Here is a 17,958-nt window from a genome sequence, read left to right on the forward strand (position 1 = left end):
TGTGTTTTTCGTGGGGCCGCCGATTCAGGCTTATCCCTTGCCCGGTAACATGCCGACGCTGCCTGGCTTAATCCGTTTGCAAGTCACGACCACATCTTCCTGAAAGCATTGTTGTAAACCGGATTTATCGGTGCATGGGCTGCAAACAGTATTTCCGGCGGTTTTAATTTCATCCAAATGCCAACCATAACCTTGGGTTTGGCAGAAGCGTTTGCTGAATCTGTCAACCGTGTAGGGCTTTTCCGAGGCTTGTTTTGCTTTTGATTCCACATCGCAATGGGCTGGCAGGGTATTGGCCATCAGATCCCGATAGATATATTCGGTGGCACCCGCCGGACCGGCTAGGGACAGGGCTAGTAATAATCCGCTGATAAAATGTTTTTTCATGGTGTCATTCCCCGCGGTTAGCGATTACACGTATGTTCATTTGCTTATTTTCTTCTTCTAATTGTTGTTTGATAGGCTCGAATTTTTCGTTTTCGTTCAGTTTAACCGCCAGGATAGCGCCTACCAGAACGACGGTCGCCAGCACCATATACAGGACAAAATTATCTTTTTCGGGTTGTTCAACTTGTGTATTCATGGTGGTCACCTTCAGGCTTTCAGGTCGGCCAGCGCCGCGCCGAAATTGATATGAAATATTTGCCCATCCAACAGCAGGGCGGGAACGGATTGGACGCCGGCGGCTTCCGCCTCGGCGATGCGGCCGGATTGCCGGCCTAGATGCACGCTTTCGATCGGATATTTATCGCGATCGAGTGCGTTGGCCAGCATCTGTTCCGCGCCCAGGCAGACCGGACAGCCGGCGTGATAGAAAATTGCTTTTGACATGTTCGACTCCTCTTTTTATTAGTAGCGAGTCGAAACATTAAGCTAAAGGCGGGGCTTTGTCAAACAAATATCGTGTCGATATATTATTCCTGTTGCGGTGGCGGGTCAAAAGAAAGATATTGATTTTTTAGCCGAATATAATGTTGATACGAATATTCCAAAAATGCCTTTTCCGCCTTATCCAGTATCCGCACCGGCTTTGCCGGCGCGCCGACATACAAGTGGCCACTTTCCAGTTTCTTACCCGGAGGAACCAAGGCGCCGGCCGCCAACATCACATAATCGCCCAGTTCGGCGCCGTCCATCACGATGGCGCCTATGCCTATCAGACAATAATTGCCTATGCGGCAGCCATGCACCACGGCGCGGTGGCCGATGGTGACGCCTTGGCCGATCAGTAGTTTATGTCCGGTGGGTGAATAATCGCCGGCATGCGAGACATGCAGTACCGAACCATCCTGCACATTACTGCCGGCGCCGATGCCGATGGCTTCCACATCGCCCCTGATCACCGTGTTTGGCCAGATTGACACATCATCGCCGATACTGACATCGCCGATGACCACGGCGCTCGGATCGATATAAACGTTGTTGCCGATCCGGGGTTGTTTATCGTTGAACGTTCTTATTGCCACAAAGACTCCTGATATTTGCCATAATTGAAGCATGGATGTTACGCAATTGCGGCATGCTTCACCACCCACTCATGAGGTTGATATGGCACTTATCGATGGAATTAAACGCCAGTTACGCTCGGTCATCGAATGGCAAAATCCCGATTCGGATGTTTTGTTGGAGCAGTGGACCGAAAACGGCGACGAAATCAAAAACGCATCCAAATTGATCGTTGGGCCCGGGCAGGGCTGTATTTTCGTCTATCAAGGCCAGGTCAGGGCGGTGATCGAGGAACAATGCATGATTAATTTGCAGACGGACAACGTGCCGTTCTGGACCACCATCAAAAAATTCATGCAATTTTTCGAGAGCGAACACAAGGTCGGGATTTATTTCTTCAAAAAAACCAAGATACTCGATCAGAAATGGGGAACCACCTCCTTGATTAAGTACCAAGACCCGAAATATCGGTTTCCAATCGGTCTGAAGGCCTACGGCAATTACAGTTACCAGATCGCCGACGCCCAGGCTTTTTTCGTCAATATCGTCGGCAGCCATAATCGTATGGGCATAGACGAATTTCGCCAGGTCATCTCGGCTCGCATCATTCAACCTATCAGCGATTACCTGGCCGAATGCGGTTACAGCTATGCCGACATCGATGCCAATCGCGATGAAATAGCGCGTGGTATCGCCATCAAACTGGCGATTACGTTCCGCAAACTGGGTTTTAGCATCGGCGATTTCAGAATTGAAGGTACCGATTTCGATGACGATACCTTGCGCCGCATCAATCGCATCGCCGATTTGACCGCCGAAGCCCAGGCCGCGCAAGCCGTGGGACTGGATTACGCCAAGGTGCAACAGCTGGATGCGATGCGCGAGGCGGCCCGGAACGAAAGCGGGGCGGCCGGAGCCGGGATGGGATTGGGCGCGGGCGTGGCGCTGGGGCAAAACATGGCGCAAGGCTTGAGCGAAGTTCCGCGCAGTATGACTAACAACGTTGAAGACATCTCCGCCAAGTTGGCGCAATTGAAACAGTTGTTCGAGTCCGAGCTGATCTCCGAAGCCGAATATGCCGCCAAAAAACAAGAATTACTGGCCAAGCTGTAGATATGGCCAAATGTCAAAGTTGTTCCGCGCCATTGCCCGCCAATACCCAGCATTGCAGTTATTGTGGGGTACGCAACGATGTCGATATTCATGGCAAACACGATTACCGGATAGTGGAACGGGAATCACCGCGCATCTGTCCGGAATGCAATGCCATTCTGCAATCCATTGAACTGGATATAGAGCCGCCATTACAAATCGAGCGTTGCGGTACCTGTTATGGCTTGTTTTTTGATCCCGGCGAGGTCGAAGCCTTATTGGAAAGTTCGGTAATGCCGGTGTTTTCCGTCAACTTGGAATTGTTGGGGAATATCAATCAGGATCGTTATCGACGGGATAAAACCGTCAAATACCTGAAATGTCCGGTATGTGGAACGTTGATGAACCGGGTGGTATTCGGCCACCGCAGTGGCGTGGTGATCGATCAATGCATCAGTCACGGCGTCTGGTTGGATGGTGGCGAGATCAGCCATTTGTTGGAGTGGAAAAAAGCCGGCGGCCAAATCCTGGACCGGAAAAAACAAGCGGAGCGGCGGCAAAAACAACGCCGTCCTGCCGATTCCAGGGCCGAAATTGAAGTGTTGATGGAGCGTTATGGCAAGCAGGACAATCAGGCAGACTTGTTGGAGTCGGTTGCCAGCCTGATTTTCAACGTGTTCGAATAGAGGGTTTTTCGAGACTAAGGCGATTTATGGCAATAAATATACCCAATCCAAGCAATTTGCCGTTGACTGAGCGGAGCCGAAGTCAACCGTTCGCTTCGACTACTTCGGCTTTGCTCAGCACAAGCCCGCTCAGCGAACGACACATATTTGACATTGGCAATGGGTACAAACTTTCTCAAAAATCACCTAAGCCAATCAAATATTTCTCAACATATCCGGCAGAAAAAATTCGCTGACCAGTAACGGTTGCTGATGAATGGCGTATAAGGTTCTCCGACCCCAAGTGGCCTGTTGGACTTGATACTGGCTTTGGATCGCCGCTGTCCAATGCTGGGGGGCGGCCTGGCTGAAATCACGCCGCCTCAGTTCAAGATCGGGGTAGGCGAATATGACCTCGCCCAGGGGGCGGGTACCCAGGTGGGACAGGTTGCGCCGAGCAATGCGGATGGTCGGTTCCGGCAAGATGGTGCGCGCCAATACCAAAGGGATACAGTCGACATGCAGCAAGACTTCGCGGATGAGTTGGTAGCGATGGTGGGCAACTCCCAGACACTGGCATTCTTCGGCAAACGCCGGTTTCCATTGGTGAAACAAAAGGCTCACAGCCAGATTATGGCCATAGTGGTTACGCAAACGTTTGGTCAACGAACCGGTTTCGTCCAGCCAGGATTGTAATGCAACAGGTGGGCGCGCGCGCGCGCCGCGTAGCCGAGTTTTCCAGACTGGCGGGCGGCTGAATAAGTAACTGTTATTTGACAAGGTTTTGAAGGGGTAGGGGTGTGAGTGGTGGTCAAAATATATGCGCTATTGTACCGATTGTTTTGTTATTGTTTAAAAACTGTTTGAAACCGAAGACTTAACAACAGATGAATCTATTCACAAGCGCAAGCTTCCATGCTTATTGGGCTAGTCCGTCGATCCAGGCCAATGTCATGATAGTGGTCAATATCCTGATCGCATTTTTGCTTGGTATCATCGCCGGCTACGAGCGTTCCTACCATGGCCGGGCGGCGGGCATGCGCACCTACGGTTTGGTCTGCATGGCTTCAGCGGCAGTTACCGTAATTGCCGGTTTTCCGCATTATTGGTATGGCGGTTTGCAACTGATTCCGATTAATGCCGAACCTACGCGAGTGATCCAGGGGGTGGTAACCGGCATTGGCTTTTTGGGAGCCGGGGTCATCATGCGCGAAGGGCTCAATATCAGCGGTTTGACCACGGCGGCCTCGATTTGGTCCTCGGCCGCGATAGGGGTTTTATGCGGGTCGGGTTTTTATTTCGCCGCCGTGACCTTGACCGTGTTGTCCTTGCTGGCCATGATCTGGGGGATGCGGCTGGAAAATCTGTTGCCTTCGAGGCATGCGGTCGTCGTGACCTTGTATTTCGATCAACACTGGATTCCCAATGAATTGGAGATCACTAGCCTGATCGCACATTTGGGCTATCGGATTGCCGATGGCTCAATCACTATTCATTACCACAATAATCAACAGGAATGGCATTTGGTGTTATTAGCCGCATCCAACCAGAAAGTTTCAATTCCGCAACTGGCCGCGGGCTTGCATCAACAATCGGTTTTACAGGGATTTCAAGTGGCATATGCCAGGAATTAAACCTCCAGCAGCTTACTGTGAAAGTAAAAAAATTGGGATGGCGCGGTTGCTTTGTTGGGCAGGCGTCGGCGGCAAGGATGCCGCTGTCGAGCCTACATGGACGTATTCACGGCGTCCTGTCCGGCAAGCAACCGCGCCCAGGAACGCAACTTTCTTGGGACGGGGCGATGCCGAGCCTTTATGAGCGTTAGGTGAATGAATATAAAAGCAAAATTAGCCGGATATCGGAGTATGATGAGATCGAACGGCAGATTTGCCGTATTTTCAGCGAGTTAGTTTTATTGGAGTAACTATGGCTTCACTTGAAATGCAGGGCGTTTACGACCTGACCAATGCCAGAATCGACGAACTGGTTACCGAAACCTCCGAAGGTAATTATGCGTTGGGCAGCATCAATCAAAAGACCCGCAAATTCATCGTCAAGTATGTCGGCCGCTCGGGAACCGATCTGAACGTGCGGCTTAAGCAGCATGTCGGCAAGTATCCGAATTTCAAGTTCAGTTATGCGGCTTCTCCTAAGGCGGCGTACGAAAAAGTTTGCCGCAATTTTCATGATTTTGGCGGCACCAAGAAGCTGATCAATGCCATCCATCCTACCCGCCCCAAGAATAGCGATTGGAAATGCCCTTGCTGCGACCATGCGGGATGATTGCGGGATCGTTGTAGTTTTCGCGATACTCGGCTGGAATAGGCTAAAAACCGTTGATATTGGCGAGAGCAAGCATGGATAAAGAATTTTGGCATCAGCGTTGGCAATTGAACCAGATCGGTTTTCACAACGAAGAAATCAATCCCCATCTGCAAAATTATTGGCCGGCTCTTCGGGTAGCCCCAGGTAGCCGGATATTCGTGCCGATGTGCGGTAAAACTAACGACATGTTGTGGTTATTGGCGCGAGACTATGACGTGATCGGCGTCGAACTCAGTCCGCTGGCCGTGCAAGCGTTTTTCGATGAAAACCGGCTGACGCCGACTATTTCCGAGCATGGCCGTTTCAGAATCCATCGGGTCGATGGACTCAGTATTTATTGCGGCGATTTTTTCGATCTTAGCGCTGACGATTTGGCCGGCGTAAGCGCCGTTTACGATAGAGCTTCGCTAGTCGCCTTGCCGCCCGGCATGCGGCTAGCCTACGCGGAGCATATGCAGAATCTGCTGGCAGCCGGAACTCAAACATTATTAGTCTCGTTTGATTATCCCCAGCAGGAAATGCCGGGGCCGCCGTTTAGCGTGCAAGCGCCTGAAGTGCATGCGCTGTATAAACAGTGTAATCGGGTGGAATTGTTATATACGGAAGATATTTTGGAGCGGGAAGCGCATTTTCGCGACAAGGGCTTGAGCCGGATGCGGGAACAAGTCTACTTGCTGACGAACTGATCAATCAAAGTTTCAACAAGTTCATGGTAGGGTCGAATTTATTCGACTTTTTCACCTTGGCATGGACAGCGGGGCGAATAAATTCGACCCTAGATCCGGTAAGGCAAGCTTGTCAGACTTTTAGACTTGATAATAGCCTTTATACCAAGTCACAAAACGTTCTATACCTTGCTCGATAGTGGTGCCGGGTTTATAACCCACATCCGCCACCAGAGCCTCGACATCGGCATAGGTATCGGGTACGTCGCCCGGTTGCAGAGGCAACAGGTTTTTCTCGGCGGTTTTGCCTAGGAAACGTTCCAGGGTTTCGATATACGCCATCAATTCCACCGGATTCTGATTGCCGATGTTATACACGCGCCACGGTGCCTTGCTGGTGCCGGGATCGGGTTTGGCGCCGCTCCAGTCGGGGTTGGGTTCGGCATTGTGATCCAGCGTCCGAATCACGCCTTCGACGATGTCGTCGATGTAGGTGAAATCGCGGCGATGTTTGCCGTAGTTGAAGACATCGATCTTCTCGCCGGCCAGGATGGCTTTAGTGAACAAAAACAGCGCCATGTCCGGCCGCCCCCACGGGCCGTAAACAGTGAAGAAACGCAATCCGGTGGTCGGCAACTGATACAAGTTGCTGTAGGTGTGCGCCATCAGTTCGTTGGCTTTTTTCGATGCCGCATATAGGCTCAGCGGGTGGTCGACGTTGTCGTGTACCGAAAACGGCATGGCTTCGTTGGCACCGTATACCGAACTGCTGGAGGCGTAGACCAGATGCTCGACATTGTGATGGCGGCAGCCTTCCAGAATATTGATGAAACCGACGATGTTACTGTCGATATAGGCATGCGGATTTTGTATCGAATAACGTACGCCGGCCTGGGCGGCCAAATTGACGACTTTTTGCGGCTGGTGTTTTTTAAAGGCTTGTTCCAAGCCGGCCCGGTCGGCGATGTCCAGCCGCAGGTCGGTGAAATTCGGGTGGTCCTTGATGCGGGCTAGGCGGGCGAGCTTTAAATTGACGTCGTAGTAGTCGTTCAGATTATCGATGCCGATGACTTCGTCGCCGCGCTCCAGCAGTCTTAAAGCCAGATGATTGCCTATAAAACCGGCGGTGCCGGTCACCATGATTTTCATTAATTACAGCCTCGCATCGGTTTGATCGGCGGGAAACAGATATTTCAAGTCGTAGATAATCGCTTGCGGTTTACCTAAGCCTCTAATTTCGGCGATCGGCATTTCCTTGAATTCCTGATGGGCGACGGCCAGGATGATGGCGTCATATTTACCGGGAATTGCATTTTCGACCGGGCGTATGCCGTATTCCTCGAAGGTTTCGTCGCCATCGACCCAAGGGTCGTAGACGTCGACGTTGATGCCATAGGTTTTCAATTCCGCGATGATGTCGACTACTCGGGTGTTGCGGATATCGGGGCAGTTTTCCTTGAAGGTCAGGCCCATGATCAACACCTTGGCGTCTTGCACCTGGATGCGCTTTTTCAGCATCAGCTTGATCAATTGCGATACCACATAGGCGCCCATGCCGTCGTTGATCCGGCGGCCCGACAAAATCACTTCCGGGTTATAGCCTATGGCTTGGGCCTTGTGAGTCAAATAATAGGGATCGACGCCTATGCAGTGGCCGCCGACCAGGCCGGGGCGAAACGGCAGGAAATTCCATTTGGTGCCCGCCGCTAGCAGGACTTCCTCGGTATCGATGCCCAATTTGTTGAAAATCAGCGCCAATTCGTTGATCAGCGCAATATTGACGTCGCGCTGAGTGTTTTCGATGACCTTGGCGGCCTCGGCCACCTTGATGCAACTGGCCTTGTGGGTACCGGCAGTGATGATGCTTTTATAGAGTTGATCGACTCTTTCGGCGATTTCAGGCGTCGAACCGGAGGTGACTTTCAGAATATTGGTGACCCGGTGCTGTTTATCGCCGGGATTGATGCGTTCCGGGCTGTAGCCGACGAAAAAGTCCTTGTTAAAGCTCAGGCCGGAAACTTTCTCCAGAATCGGCACACAGACTTCCTCGGTGGCGCCTGGGTAAACGGTGGATTCGTAGATCACGATGTCGCCAGCCTTGATGACCTTTCCCAGTGTCGCGCTGGCTTTTTCCAGCGGAGTTAGGTCCGGTTGTTTGTGCTGGTTGATCGGAGTCGGTACCGTGACGATGTAGACGTTGCAATCGGCGATGTCTTCGATATTGGCGCTGTAGGACAAGTGCGTCGCTTGGGCCAGCTCTTCCGGGCTGACTTCCAGCGTATGATCGTTACCGGAACGTAATTCGGCGATACGATGCTGATTGACGTCGAAGCCAACCGTGGCATAGTGGTGGCCAAATTCCACGGCCAGCGGCAAGCCTACATAGCCTAGGCCTATCATGCCGATTTTGATGTCGTTTAGCATAGTCGTCACTCCTTTATTCCGTGTTTAGACGATTAAATATAGATTACTAACATTATTTTTTAACGATGCATCCCCAGGCTGTCAGCCAAGCTTGGGATTGATAACTGTCGGCCGATTTCGGCAACGAGCCATTCAACACCATCGCCAGGGTTTGGTTGATGATGCCGAAAAAATAACAGTAAGCCAGCATAGGGTCTATGGACCTGATTTCGCCTTCCTTAATGCCGTTTTGCACGATACGCTTGATCTTGTTGAAAGCGGCGGTGTCCAATAAGGCGACCGATTCGGGCAGGAAATCCTCGGCTTTTACGAACAGTAAAAACTGAATGATTTCAGGCGCGTCATCGGTCAATTTAAACAGCAGATCGACGATTTCTCGAAGTTGTTCGGAAGACTTGCGGTTCCTGCGGCGAATATCGTCGATCGAGATACTTAAGCTATCGAGTATATTTTCACGCAGGGTCTGGGCAATAGCCTGTTTGGTCTTGAAAAACTGATAAATACCGCTGGTGGTTTTCAGGCCCACGGCATCTTTGATATCAGTCAAGGACGTATTGAAATAACCTTTTTGGGCGAATAGTTTTAAGGAGGCCTGTAAAACTTCGTCTTGGCTAAGGAGTTTATTGGGGGTTGTTTCTAATTCTAATTCTTGTTCCATGCTTTTATGTACAGCTTTACCTGCTGTTTGCTCTTTAGGATGTTCGCAGTATCAAACGCTGCGTTTATTATTATTCTGTAATGGTTGAAAGCGCGGCGATAAGATAATTCACCATCGACCATAACGTTAAGACCGCTGACAAGTATAACAGCCAGTAACCCATCTGATTGATTGGCAAGCCAAACAAATCATCCCGATATAACAGCAGGGCGAGGGCCGCCATTTGCGCGGTGGTTTTCCATTTTCCCAGTTGCGAGACCTTGACCTTGGCACGCTGACCGATTTCGGCCATCCATTCTCTGAGCGAGGCAATCGTGATTTCCCGGCCGATAATCACGGCAGAGGGGATGGCAAGCCAGGGACTGGCCTCGGCTTGCACCACCAAAACCAACACGAAAGCTACCATCAACTTGTCGGCGACCGGGTCCAGAAAAGCGCCAAAAGCGGTTTCCAGGTTTAATTTTCGCGCCAGATAACCGTCCAACCAGTCGGTCAATCCGGCGAACATGAAAATAGCGGTGCTGGCAATTCTGCTGTATTCCCACGGTAAATAAAACACGATTGCCAACAAGGGAATCAAGGCAATCCGTAGTAATGTCAGGTTTGTGGGTAAATTAAATTTAACTGCCATCTTGATGGTGAAATGTATCGTAAATTCGTTGCGCCAATTGTCGACTAATACCCTCTATGCTGGCTAGTGCATCGACGCCCGCGCCGGATACGCCTTGTAAGCCACCAAACTGTTTCAGCAAAACCTGGCGCCGTTTCGGTCCCAAGCCCGCTATCTCTTCCAACGCGGATTGGTTTTTGGCCTTTCCGCGCCGCTGCCGGTGTCCGGTGATGGCAAACCGGTGGGCTTCATCCCTGATATGCTGAATCAACAGCAGGGCGCTGGCGCCTGGTGTTACATCCAGCGGTTGCTCCCGGTTCGGCAATATAATCTTCTCCATGCCGGCCTTTCGGTCCGGTCCTTTCGAAACGCCGACTATCATAACATTGTTTATCTGCAATTCCGCCAACGCCTTTTGGGCGGCAGCGACCTGGCCCTTGCCGCCGTCGATCAGCAAAATATCCGGGGCGGGGTGCTCGCCCTGTTTTTGACGTTTAAAGCGGCGGAAAACGGCCTGATGAATCGCCGCATAATCGTCGCCGCCGGTGACGCCTTCGATATTGAAGCGCCGATAATCGGATTTAACAGGGCCTTCGCGGTCGAACACCACACAGGAGGCCACGGTTTGTTCGCCCTGGGTGTGGCTGATGTCGAAACATTCCAACCGTTTCGGCACCTCGGAACAGGCCAGCTCTTGTTGCAGACTTAGAAAACGCCCGCACAAGCCTTGTTTGTCGGCCAGTTTGGCGGCCAACGCATTGTCGGCGTTGGTAATGGCCATCTGCAGCCATTTTTGACGTTCGCCTCGCACGTTCGGACTGATACCAACATTGTGTTTGGCCTGGCTGCTTAACACCTCGATCAATAACGCGGTTTCCGGTAGCGGATGACTGACGATCAATTCGTGCGGGACTGTTTTATCCAGATAATACTGGCTGATGAAGGCCTGCAAAATCGCGCTCGGATCGTTGTCGCCGCCCATTTTAGGAAAAAATTGCCGGTTGCCCAGATTCTGACCGTTGCGGATGAAAAATACCTGCACGCAAGCCATATCGGCCTTGGCGGCGCAAGCCACAATATCGACATCACCTTTTTCGCCCTCGACGAAATGTTTTTCCAGCACCGCCCGTAGGCGTTGAATCTGATCCCGATAGGCGGCGGCCTGCTCAAACTCCAGTTTGCCGGCTGCCGTCTCCATTTTATGCACCAGTTGATCGATCAACTTGCCGCCCTGGCCTTCCAAAAACAGAATGGTGCTGTCGACATCGGCCTGGTATTGCTGCTTGCTGATCAAACCCACGCAAGGCGCGGTGCAACGTTCGATCTGATGTTGCAAACAGGGCCGAGAGCGAGCGTTGTAATAGGAGTCCTCGCATTGGCGTACCGGAAAGATTTTCTGCAGCAGCTTCAAGGTTTCCTTGACCGCGCTGGCGCTGGGGTAGGGGCCGAAATATTTGCCCTTACGCTTCTTGGCGCCGCGATGGTACGACAGTTGCGGAAAGTCGTGAAAACTGGAGATGAATACATAAGGATAGGATTTATCGTCGCGCAGGCTGATGTTGTAACGCGGCTTGTGGCGTTTGATCAGCTGGCTTTCCAACAGCAAGGCTTCGCCTTCGGTATGGGTGACGGTGACTTCGATAGCAGCCACTTTCGCCACCATAGCCGTCTGTTTCGGCGGAGCCGCTTGCTTGCGGAAATAGCTGGAGACGCGGTTCTTGAGGTTCTTGGCCTTGCCTATATAAATGATCTCACCCTTGGCGTCGATCATCTTATAGATGCCCGGCCGCTGGGTCAGGGTCTTTAAAAAGGCTTTGATGTCAAACTCGGCTGGCGCAACTTCGTCGTTCATGGCTATCCTGCCAGTAAGCCCCGAATGTCGGCAAACACCGCCGCCAGCATCTCCATGCTCAGGCGTTTGGTCTGTACGTTGTAGCGGCTGCAATGGTAAGAACTGACCAGTTTGTTGCCGTCCGGCAAGTCGTAGAACTTATGGTGGCCGAACTTGGCGGCTGTAGCCTTCAAGCCGTAGGCGCGTAATACCGCCTGATGGGCGATGTTACCCAAGGCCAGAATCACCGACTTTTCCGGTAATGTTTCGAGTTCCTTTGCCAGATAAGGATTGCATTGCTTGATCTCGTCGCCGGTCGGTTTGTTTTGCGGCGGCAGGCATTTCACGGCGTTGGTGATTCTGGCATTGGTCAGTTGCAAGCCGTCAGTCAAGCTGGTCGATTGCAACTGGTTGCTGAAGCCGAAATCGTACAAAGCTTGATACAGCAACAGGCCGGCATAATCGCCGGTAAACGGCCGGCCGCTGGCATTGGCGCCGTGCATGCCGGGCGCCAGGCCGACGATTAATAGTTTAGCTTGCGGATCGCCGAAGGGGGCTACCGGGCGGGCGTGATAGTCGGGGTGTTTTTGTTTAACGTCGTCTAGGAAATCGGCCAGACGGGGGCATGACCGGCAATCTTGGTTGAAATAGGATGAATGGGACATAATGCGGGCAAGGTTTAAATCGGCATGATTTTACCTGAATGGCAGAATCGGTGTTTTTTGTGTTGCTAGCGCGACCCTTGATTTAATGCCGCTTTCCGCAGCCGCGGGCGGGGTATTTTGCTGCGAAAGCCGTCCAGGGTTTTCGCCCTTCCGGTCCGTCGAGGGTTAAAGATGACTTGTGCCAATTATTGCCATCAAGCCAAGGCTGAATTAGCTAATTCAATTTCCTTTTGTAATCTGCTTAACTCCGCTCTCGCCGCATGTATCTGATTATCCAGTCTAATCAGATCAACCTTGGCGGCACGGCCATCATCGCTATTGGTAGCCTGGAACTCGGGTTGTGATTTTGCTAACGCCTCTTCAAGCTCCTGTTGCTTAACATGGTAATCGGCGCACTTTCTATGTAGATCGAGTTCAATTTCCTTGGCGTCATCCAGTAATTTTGAGTAATAGTCTTTATAGGAACGGGCTTCTTTTAATTTCTGCTTTAATTCGCTGTTTTCTACGGTTAATGCCGTCTCGCGACTGGCGGCGTCAGAAATTGCCTGTTCCAACTTACGGCTATCGGCCAACCAAACCTCTTTTGCTTGAGCTATCCTGGACGCTATCAGCCTCTCGATTTCTTGCTCATGGTTCTGCAATAGTGTTTTCATGCTAAATTCATAGAGTGGTAATGTTTGTAAAATATTGCGTATTTAGCTATTAGTTTATATCACTTACCCTTCATGCCGGCAAAAGTTGCGATCCGCTTGATTACGTTTCACTGGTAGGAGGCGCATCAATCGCGAACGATGCGCCTCGCTTTGTTCGGCACATCCTACCGGTTTACGCATGCAAATCGGCAATCCTGCAGATTTGTCCGATCAAACCCTCCAGGACGCGGCATAATGCAAGTTAGTCCCCTGTCGGGAAATTTGCCTAGCCCATAGCTGCTTGACAGGACAATAGTGAGAATACATACTTCGGCTAAGTTTCATTTTGCTTTGAAATTTCTATCTGAAATGGTGATCTGATGTCTATACAGTTACAGGGGCCATCTTTATTTCTTAACTCTTATCACTTTACCGATATCTTTGGAGGTTGTGGCATGTTCATGGATACAACCTGGAACTGTCCAAGCACTACGACAGTTAAAGATGTTGTGAACTGGATCGGCATCGCTTGTTCATCTGCACCGGGTAAGCGATTAGCAAACATCGTTCTAAATTTTCACGGTAAACCAGGCCTAGTATTTGTCGGAGAGAGTTCCCCCGAAGTCTTTCCAGGGCCAGGTAAAGGCGTTTACATCCCTGCCAAATATAACGTCATCAATAACGACAACGCCGGATTGTTTTGGGCGCTACGCCAATTTCAGATCGGCACGATCTGGTTTCATTCCTGTGAGGTAGCCGGAACCCAGCAAGGGAAAAACCTTTGTCGTCAGGTCGCGATCGCCGCTCACTGTCGCGTGGTTGCTGCGGAGGATTCCCAATACGAGTGGTGGCCTCAATTGAATGTGCTGTTCATGCCAAGAGGGAAGATCGATGACTTTGAGGGGCAAGTCTATCTTTGGGACTCGAAGGGGAACATGGGCAAGTTTGACCCAAATGGGGGAAATTGGTCCTGAGCATTAAAGTTAGAGCTACAAAACAATAGATTTAACAATTCTTCAAAATGAGCCGTCGATAGCAATAAAAAAGGGCCTCACGGCCCTTTCTCATATCAATCAGCGAAACAAGCTTACTCGCTATCGGTATCCTTCATGCTCAATCTTACCCGCCCTTGACGGTCAATTTCCAGCACTTTAACCCGAACCATATCGCCTTCGGACAGCTTGTCGCTGACTTTCTCAACGCGCTCGTCGGAGATTTGCGAAATATGCACCAAACCGTCCTTGCCAGGCAGGATGGTGACGAATGCGCCGAAGTCCATCAAACGCACCACTTTGCCTTCGTAGACTTTACCCACTTCGACTTCGGCGGTGATTTCCTCGATCATACGTCTGGCTTCTTCGCCCGCCGCTCTGTCGACGGAAGCCACATTGACCACGCCGTCGTCGGTCAAATCGATGCTGGCGCCGGTTTGTTCGGTAATGGCGCGTATCGTCACGCCGCCCTTGCCGATGACTTCGCGGATTTTCGCTGGGTCGATTTTGAAGGTGATGATGCGCGGCGCGAAATCGGACATTTCTTCGCGGGTTGCGGACAAGGCTTTGTTCATTTCGCCCAGGATGTGCAGGCGGCCTTGTTTGGCTTGGTCCAGCGCGACTTTCATGATTTCGGCGGTGATGCCGTCGATCTTGATGTCCATTTGCAGCGCGGTGACGCCGTTTTCGGAACCGGCCACTTTAAAGTCCATGTCGCCCAGGTGATCTTCGTCACCCAGGATGTCGGACAACACGGCGAACTGGTCGCCTTCCTTGATCAGGCCCATCGCGATGCCGGCAACCGGTGCTTTGATAGGCACGCCGGCATCCATCAGCGCCAAGCTGCTGCCGCAGACGGAAGCCATGGAGCTGGAGCCGTTGGATTCGGTGATTTCAGAAACCACGCGGATCACGTAAGGGAATTCCGCCATGTTAGGCAGTACGGCCAATACGCCGCGTTTCGCCAGACGGCCGTGACCGATTTCGCGGCGTTTCGGCGAGCCGACGAAGCCGGTTTCGCCCACGCTGTACGGAGGAAAGTTGTAGTGCAGCATGAACGGGTCTTTGTATTCGCCGGACAGCGCGTCGATGATTTGCGCATCGCGTTCGGTACCCAGCGTGGCAACGACCATGGCTTGAGTTTCGCCGCGGGTGAACAGTGCGGAACCGTGGGTTCTGGGCAGGACGCCGGTTCTGATGCTGATCGGTCTGACGGTGGTCAGGTCGCGGCCGTCGATACGTTTACGATCATTCAAAATCGCACCGCGAACGATGTCGTATTCCAGATGTTCGATGACGTTGCGGATGTCTTTTTCGTTGTACAAGCCGTCGGCGGTCAATTTTTCGACCACGTCGCTACGGATGGCGCTGAGTGTATCTTGTCTGACCAATTTTTCCGCGACTTGGTAAGCGGCCTTGATGCCGGCTTCGGCTTCGGCGATAACGGCGGCCTTTAGTTCGCTATTGGTTTCGACCGGCGTCCAGGGCAGGGCAGGGGTGCCGACTTCGGCGGCCAGTTCGTTAATGGCCTTGATGGCGACTTGCATTTGTTCGTGGCCGAACAAGACCGCGCCCAACATGACTTCTTCCGATAGCAAATCGGCTTCGGATTCGACCATCAACACCGCGTGTTGTGTCCCGGCGACGACCAGCTGCAAGCTGGATTCCTTCAATGCAGGCAAAGAAGGGTTCAGTAAATATTGGCCGTCTTTATAACCGACGCAGGCCGCGCCCAATGGGCCGTTGAACGGTAGGCCGGATATGGCCAGAGCGGCAGACGCCCCCAACAGTGCGGGAATCTCGGTGTCCACTTCAGGATTCAGCGAGACTACGGTAGCGATAATCTGTACTTCGTTAGTGAAGCCTTCGGGAAACAATGGGCGGATAGGCCGGTCGATCAGGCGGGAAATCAGGGTTTCGTTTTCGCTGGGACGGCCTTCGCGTTTGAAGAAGCCGCCGGGAATCTTGCCGGCCGCGAATGCTTTTTCCTGATAGTTGACGGTGAGCGGGAAAAAATCTCCGCCAGCCGCTTCTTTTTTGCCAACAACAGTCACCAGTAAAGAGGTGCCATCGACATCGATCATTACCGCGCCATTGGCTTGGCGGGCAATTTCACCGGTTTCTAACGTGACGAGACGATCGCCGTACTGAAATTGTTTCCTGATAGGATTCACTATAAGGTTCCTTTGGGTTAAAGGTTGTTTTGAAAATTTGCCATAAAGCAGAAACGGCACTCGAAGTGCCGTTTCCAGAAAGCGTTACTTACGGATGCCTAGACGCTCGATCAGTGAGCGATAGCGCGCCACGTCGGTATTCTTCAGGTAATCCAGCAGCTTGCGGCGTTGGTTAACCATGCGCAATAAACCACGGCGTGAGTGGTTATCTTTTTTGTTGGCGGCAAAGTGCGGAGTCAACTGATTGATATTGGCGGTCAATAAAGCAACCTGTACTTCGGTGGAGCCGGTGTCGGAATCGGACAAACGATATTCTTCGACGACTGCTTTCTTTTGTTCTGCGGTTAATGCCATTCTTAATCCCTATCGATTAATAAAGTTAAAATAAAGCCATCGGACGATGGCGGGTAATCATCGCTCCCACAATAGGGTGCAGGAACGGATGAATTTTGGCTGAATTATCAAACAACTTGATGGCTCAGGTTAAATATTTTTTTCGGCGCTAGTTTATCATCCAAAAGGATTTCTCCCAACCCCAAAAAGGTTTGATCGTGATACATGCGCACGGCGCCGGGTGTAAGGCCGCTGATTCGAATCGGCTGGCCATGGTTGATATGACTGGCCTGTTCCGGCGATAACGAAATGGCCGGGATTTGGCTTAAAGGCGCATCGACCGCGATCAGGTTGCTCAACAATTCCGATTCGTTCATGGCTTGCAATTGTTCCCATGTGTAAGCTTGCTCGATATTGAACATGCCGGCCGCAGTTCGGCGCAATGCGGTTACCGTGGCGCAGCTACCCATGGCTAGCCCTAAATCTTCCGCTAGTGAGCGGATATAGGTGCCTTTTGAACAACTGACATCCAGCGTGATTCGATCTTGATCGAAATCGAGCAGATGCAAGGCATAAATCGTGATGCGTCGGGCTTGTCTGTCGACGGTTTTGCCTTCCCGCGCCAGCTCATACAGTTTTTTGCCTTGATGTTTCAAGGCCGAATACATCGGCGGCACCTGGTCGATAACGCCGGTAAAGCGCTGTAAATAGACCTGTAAATCGGCTTCTGAAAACGTCGGCACCGGCATTTCGCGAATGACAGTGCCTTCGCTATCGCCGGTATCGGTCATCACGCCCAGTTGCAGCGTGACTTGATAGCGCTTGTCGTCATCCAGCATCAATGCCGAAACCTTGGTGGCCTCGCCAAAGCATAGTGGCAGCAAGCCGGTTGCCAACGGGTCGAGGCTGCCGGTATGGCCGGCCTTATTGGCGTTCAGCAGGCGTCTGACTTCCTGTAGAGCTTTGTTCGACGAGATTCCTAGGCGCTTGTCGAGCAATACGATGCCATGAATATCGCGCCCGGACTTGCGTTTTGCCATCAGTCGTCCCGCGCCGGCGTCTCGGGAGCAACTCCAGTGCCGGTATCTTTCAAGTCGTCCAGTTCGTGCAGCAATTCGGAAACGCGCATGCCGGTATCGAACGAATGGTCGTAATGAAAATGCAGCTCCGAAATGTGGCGCAGACGCATTCTTTTCGCCAACTCATGGCGAATGAACGGCGAAATTTCATTCAACACCTTCACATTGGCTTGCTTGCCGGCCTCATCCTGCGCATTCAGTACGGTGATATAGATCTTGGCCACCGCCAAATCCTTGGATAACACCACTTCGTTGACGGTGATGAATCCCAGGCGTTGGTCGTGTACCTCTCGTTGCAGGATTTCGGCCAGCTCTTTTTGCATCTGTGACGCGACGCGCTGGCTGCGGCCAAACTCTTTAGGCATGC

The 17,958-nt window shown here is 51.8% G+C and carries 22 protein-coding genes; 6 read left to right on the forward strand and 16 right to left on the reverse strand.

Features of this window, described 5'->3' with window-relative positions:
* Positions 1-30: 30 nt before the first annotated feature.
* The 4 genes from IVG45_RS02180 to IVG45_RS02195 form a co-directional block, all read right to left on the reverse strand.
* Positions 31-387 (reverse strand): hypothetical protein, encoded by a 357-nt coding sequence (locus tag IVG45_RS02180; protein ID WP_196436264.1) that lies wholly within the window; start codon positions 385-387, stop codon positions 31-33.
* Positions 388-391: 4 nt separating this feature from the next.
* On the reverse strand, positions 392-583 hold the full coding sequence (locus tag IVG45_RS02185; protein WP_196436265.1) for a hypothetical protein: 192 nt from the start codon (positions 581-583) through the stop codon (positions 392-394).
* 11 nt (positions 584-594) lie between these two features.
* Positions 595-831, reverse strand: a complete 237-nt coding sequence (locus IVG45_RS02190) for a thioredoxin family protein (RefSeq protein ID WP_196436266.1) — start codon at positions 829-831, stop codon at positions 595-597.
* A gap of 83 nt (positions 832-914) precedes the next feature.
* Positions 915-1,466: a gamma carbonic anhydrase family protein gene (locus tag IVG45_RS02195; protein WP_196436267.1), complete on the reverse strand. Its 552-nt coding sequence runs from the start codon at positions 1,464-1,466 to the stop codon at positions 915-917.
* An 82-nt stretch (positions 1,467-1,548) separates the two neighbouring features.
* Here IVG45_RS02195 and IVG45_RS02200 point away from each other — a divergent pair, with 82 nt between their 5' ends.
* Together IVG45_RS02200 and IVG45_RS02205 are read left to right on the forward strand one after the other, a co-directional pair.
* Entirely contained in the window at positions 1,549-2,559 is a 1,011-nt protein-coding gene (locus IVG45_RS02200; RefSeq protein WP_196436268.1) for an SPFH domain-containing protein, read from the forward strand.
* Between the two features lie 2 nt (positions 2,560-2,561).
* Positions 2,562-3,224: a TFIIB-type zinc ribbon-containing protein gene (locus IVG45_RS02205; protein WP_196436269.1), complete on the forward strand. Its 663-nt coding sequence runs from the start codon at positions 2,562-2,564 to the stop codon at positions 3,222-3,224.
* 195 nt (positions 3,225-3,419) lie between these two features.
* Here IVG45_RS02205 and IVG45_RS02210 read toward each other — a convergent pair whose 3' ends face one another.
* Positions 3,420-3,983, reverse strand: a complete 564-nt coding sequence (locus IVG45_RS02210) for a chorismate--pyruvate lyase family protein (RefSeq protein ID WP_196436270.1) — start codon at positions 3,981-3,983, stop codon at positions 3,420-3,422.
* 107 nt (positions 3,984-4,090) lie between these two features.
* On the opposite strand from IVG45_RS02210, the gene IVG45_RS02215 reads away from it, so the two are divergent.
* From IVG45_RS02215 to IVG45_RS02225, 3 genes are all read left to right on the forward strand, one after another.
* Positions 4,091-4,837: an MgtC/SapB family protein gene (locus IVG45_RS02215; RefSeq protein ID WP_196436271.1), complete on the forward strand. Its 747-nt coding sequence runs from the start codon at positions 4,091-4,093 to the stop codon at positions 4,835-4,837.
* A gap of 292 nt (positions 4,838-5,129) precedes the next feature.
* Positions 5,130-5,486 carry a hypothetical protein gene (locus tag IVG45_RS02220; RefSeq protein ID WP_196436272.1) on the forward strand — a complete coding sequence of 119 codons (357 nt, stop codon included), beginning with the start codon at positions 5,130-5,132 and terminating at the stop codon, positions 5,484-5,486.
* A gap of 74 nt (positions 5,487-5,560) precedes the next feature.
* Positions 5,561-6,214, forward strand: coding sequence for a thiopurine S-methyltransferase (locus IVG45_RS02225; protein WP_196436273.1), 654 nt, complete (start codon positions 5,561-5,563; stop codon positions 6,212-6,214).
* Between the two features lie 120 nt (positions 6,215-6,334).
* Here the strand turns inward: IVG45_RS02225 and IVG45_RS02230 are convergent, their stop codons facing one another.
* From IVG45_RS02230 to IVG45_RS02260, 7 genes are all read right to left on the reverse strand, one after another.
* Positions 6,335-7,342, reverse strand: coding sequence for an NAD-dependent epimerase (locus IVG45_RS02230; protein WP_196436274.1), 1,008 nt, complete (start codon positions 7,340-7,342; stop codon positions 6,335-6,337).
* 3 nt (positions 7,343-7,345) lie between these two features.
* Positions 7,346-8,617 carry a Vi polysaccharide biosynthesis UDP-N-acetylglucosamine C-6 dehydrogenase TviB gene (gene tviB / locus IVG45_RS02235; RefSeq protein ID WP_196436275.1) on the reverse strand — a complete coding sequence of 424 codons (1,272 nt, stop codon included), beginning with the start codon at positions 8,615-8,617 and terminating at the stop codon, positions 7,346-7,348.
* A 52-nt stretch (positions 8,618-8,669) separates the two neighbouring features.
* Complete coding sequence (locus IVG45_RS02240) at positions 8,670-9,275, reverse strand: TetR/AcrR family transcriptional regulator (protein WP_196436276.1); 606 nt, start codon at positions 9,273-9,275, stop codon at positions 8,670-8,672.
* Positions 9,276-9,345: 70 nt separating this feature from the next.
* Complete coding sequence (gene pgsA, locus IVG45_RS02245) at positions 9,346-9,906, reverse strand: CDP-diacylglycerol--glycerol-3-phosphate 3-phosphatidyltransferase (protein WP_196436277.1); 561 nt, start codon at positions 9,904-9,906, stop codon at positions 9,346-9,348.
* Positions 9,896-11,737, reverse strand: coding sequence for an excinuclease ABC subunit UvrC (gene uvrC / locus IVG45_RS02250; RefSeq protein WP_196436278.1), 1,842 nt, complete (start codon positions 11,735-11,737; stop codon positions 9,896-9,898). The genes pgsA and uvrC overlap by 11 nt, the downstream gene beginning before the upstream one ends.
* A gap of 2 nt (positions 11,738-11,739) precedes the next feature.
* Positions 11,740-12,381 carry a uracil-DNA glycosylase gene (locus IVG45_RS02255; RefSeq protein WP_196436279.1) on the reverse strand — a complete coding sequence of 214 codons (642 nt, stop codon included), beginning with the start codon at positions 12,379-12,381 and terminating at the stop codon, positions 11,740-11,742.
* Between the two features lie 194 nt (positions 12,382-12,575).
* Positions 12,576-13,034 (reverse strand): hypothetical protein, encoded by a 459-nt coding sequence (locus IVG45_RS02260; RefSeq protein ID WP_196436280.1) that lies wholly within the window; start codon positions 13,032-13,034, stop codon positions 12,576-12,578.
* Positions 13,035-13,393: 359 nt separating this feature from the next.
* Here IVG45_RS02260 and IVG45_RS02265 point away from each other — a divergent pair, with 359 nt between their 5' ends.
* Positions 13,394-13,987 (forward strand): hypothetical protein, encoded by a 594-nt coding sequence (locus IVG45_RS02265; RefSeq protein ID WP_196436281.1) that lies wholly within the window; start codon positions 13,394-13,396, stop codon positions 13,985-13,987.
* Positions 13,988-14,100: 113 nt separating this feature from the next.
* Here IVG45_RS02265 and pnp read toward each other — a convergent pair whose 3' ends face one another.
* The 4 genes from pnp to rbfA all read right to left on the reverse strand — a co-directional run bounded on the left by pnp (position 14,101) and on the right by rbfA (position 17,956).
* Positions 14,101-16,179, reverse strand: a complete 2,079-nt coding sequence (gene pnp / locus IVG45_RS02270) for a polyribonucleotide nucleotidyltransferase (protein ID WP_196436282.1) — start codon at positions 16,177-16,179, stop codon at positions 14,101-14,103.
* A gap of 84 nt (positions 16,180-16,263) precedes the next feature.
* Positions 16,264-16,533, reverse strand: a complete 270-nt coding sequence (gene rpsO / locus IVG45_RS02275; RefSeq protein ID WP_196436283.1) for a 30S ribosomal protein S15 — start codon at positions 16,531-16,533, stop codon at positions 16,264-16,266.
* Between the two features lie 107 nt (positions 16,534-16,640).
* On the reverse strand, positions 16,641-17,552 hold the full coding sequence (gene truB, locus IVG45_RS02280; protein WP_196436284.1) for a tRNA pseudouridine(55) synthase TruB: 912 nt from the start codon (positions 17,550-17,552) through the stop codon (positions 16,641-16,643).
* Positions 17,552-17,956: a 30S ribosome-binding factor RbfA gene (gene rbfA, locus IVG45_RS02285; RefSeq protein WP_196436285.1), complete on the reverse strand. Its 405-nt coding sequence runs from the start codon at positions 17,954-17,956 to the stop codon at positions 17,552-17,554. The genes truB and rbfA overlap by 1 nt, the downstream gene beginning before the upstream one ends.
* Between the last annotated feature and the right edge of the window lie 2 nt (positions 17,957-17,958).

This window comes from Methylomonas sp. LL1, from assembly GCF_015711015.1.
GTDB lineage: Bacteria > Pseudomonadota > Gammaproteobacteria > Methylococcales > Methylomonadaceae > Methylomonas.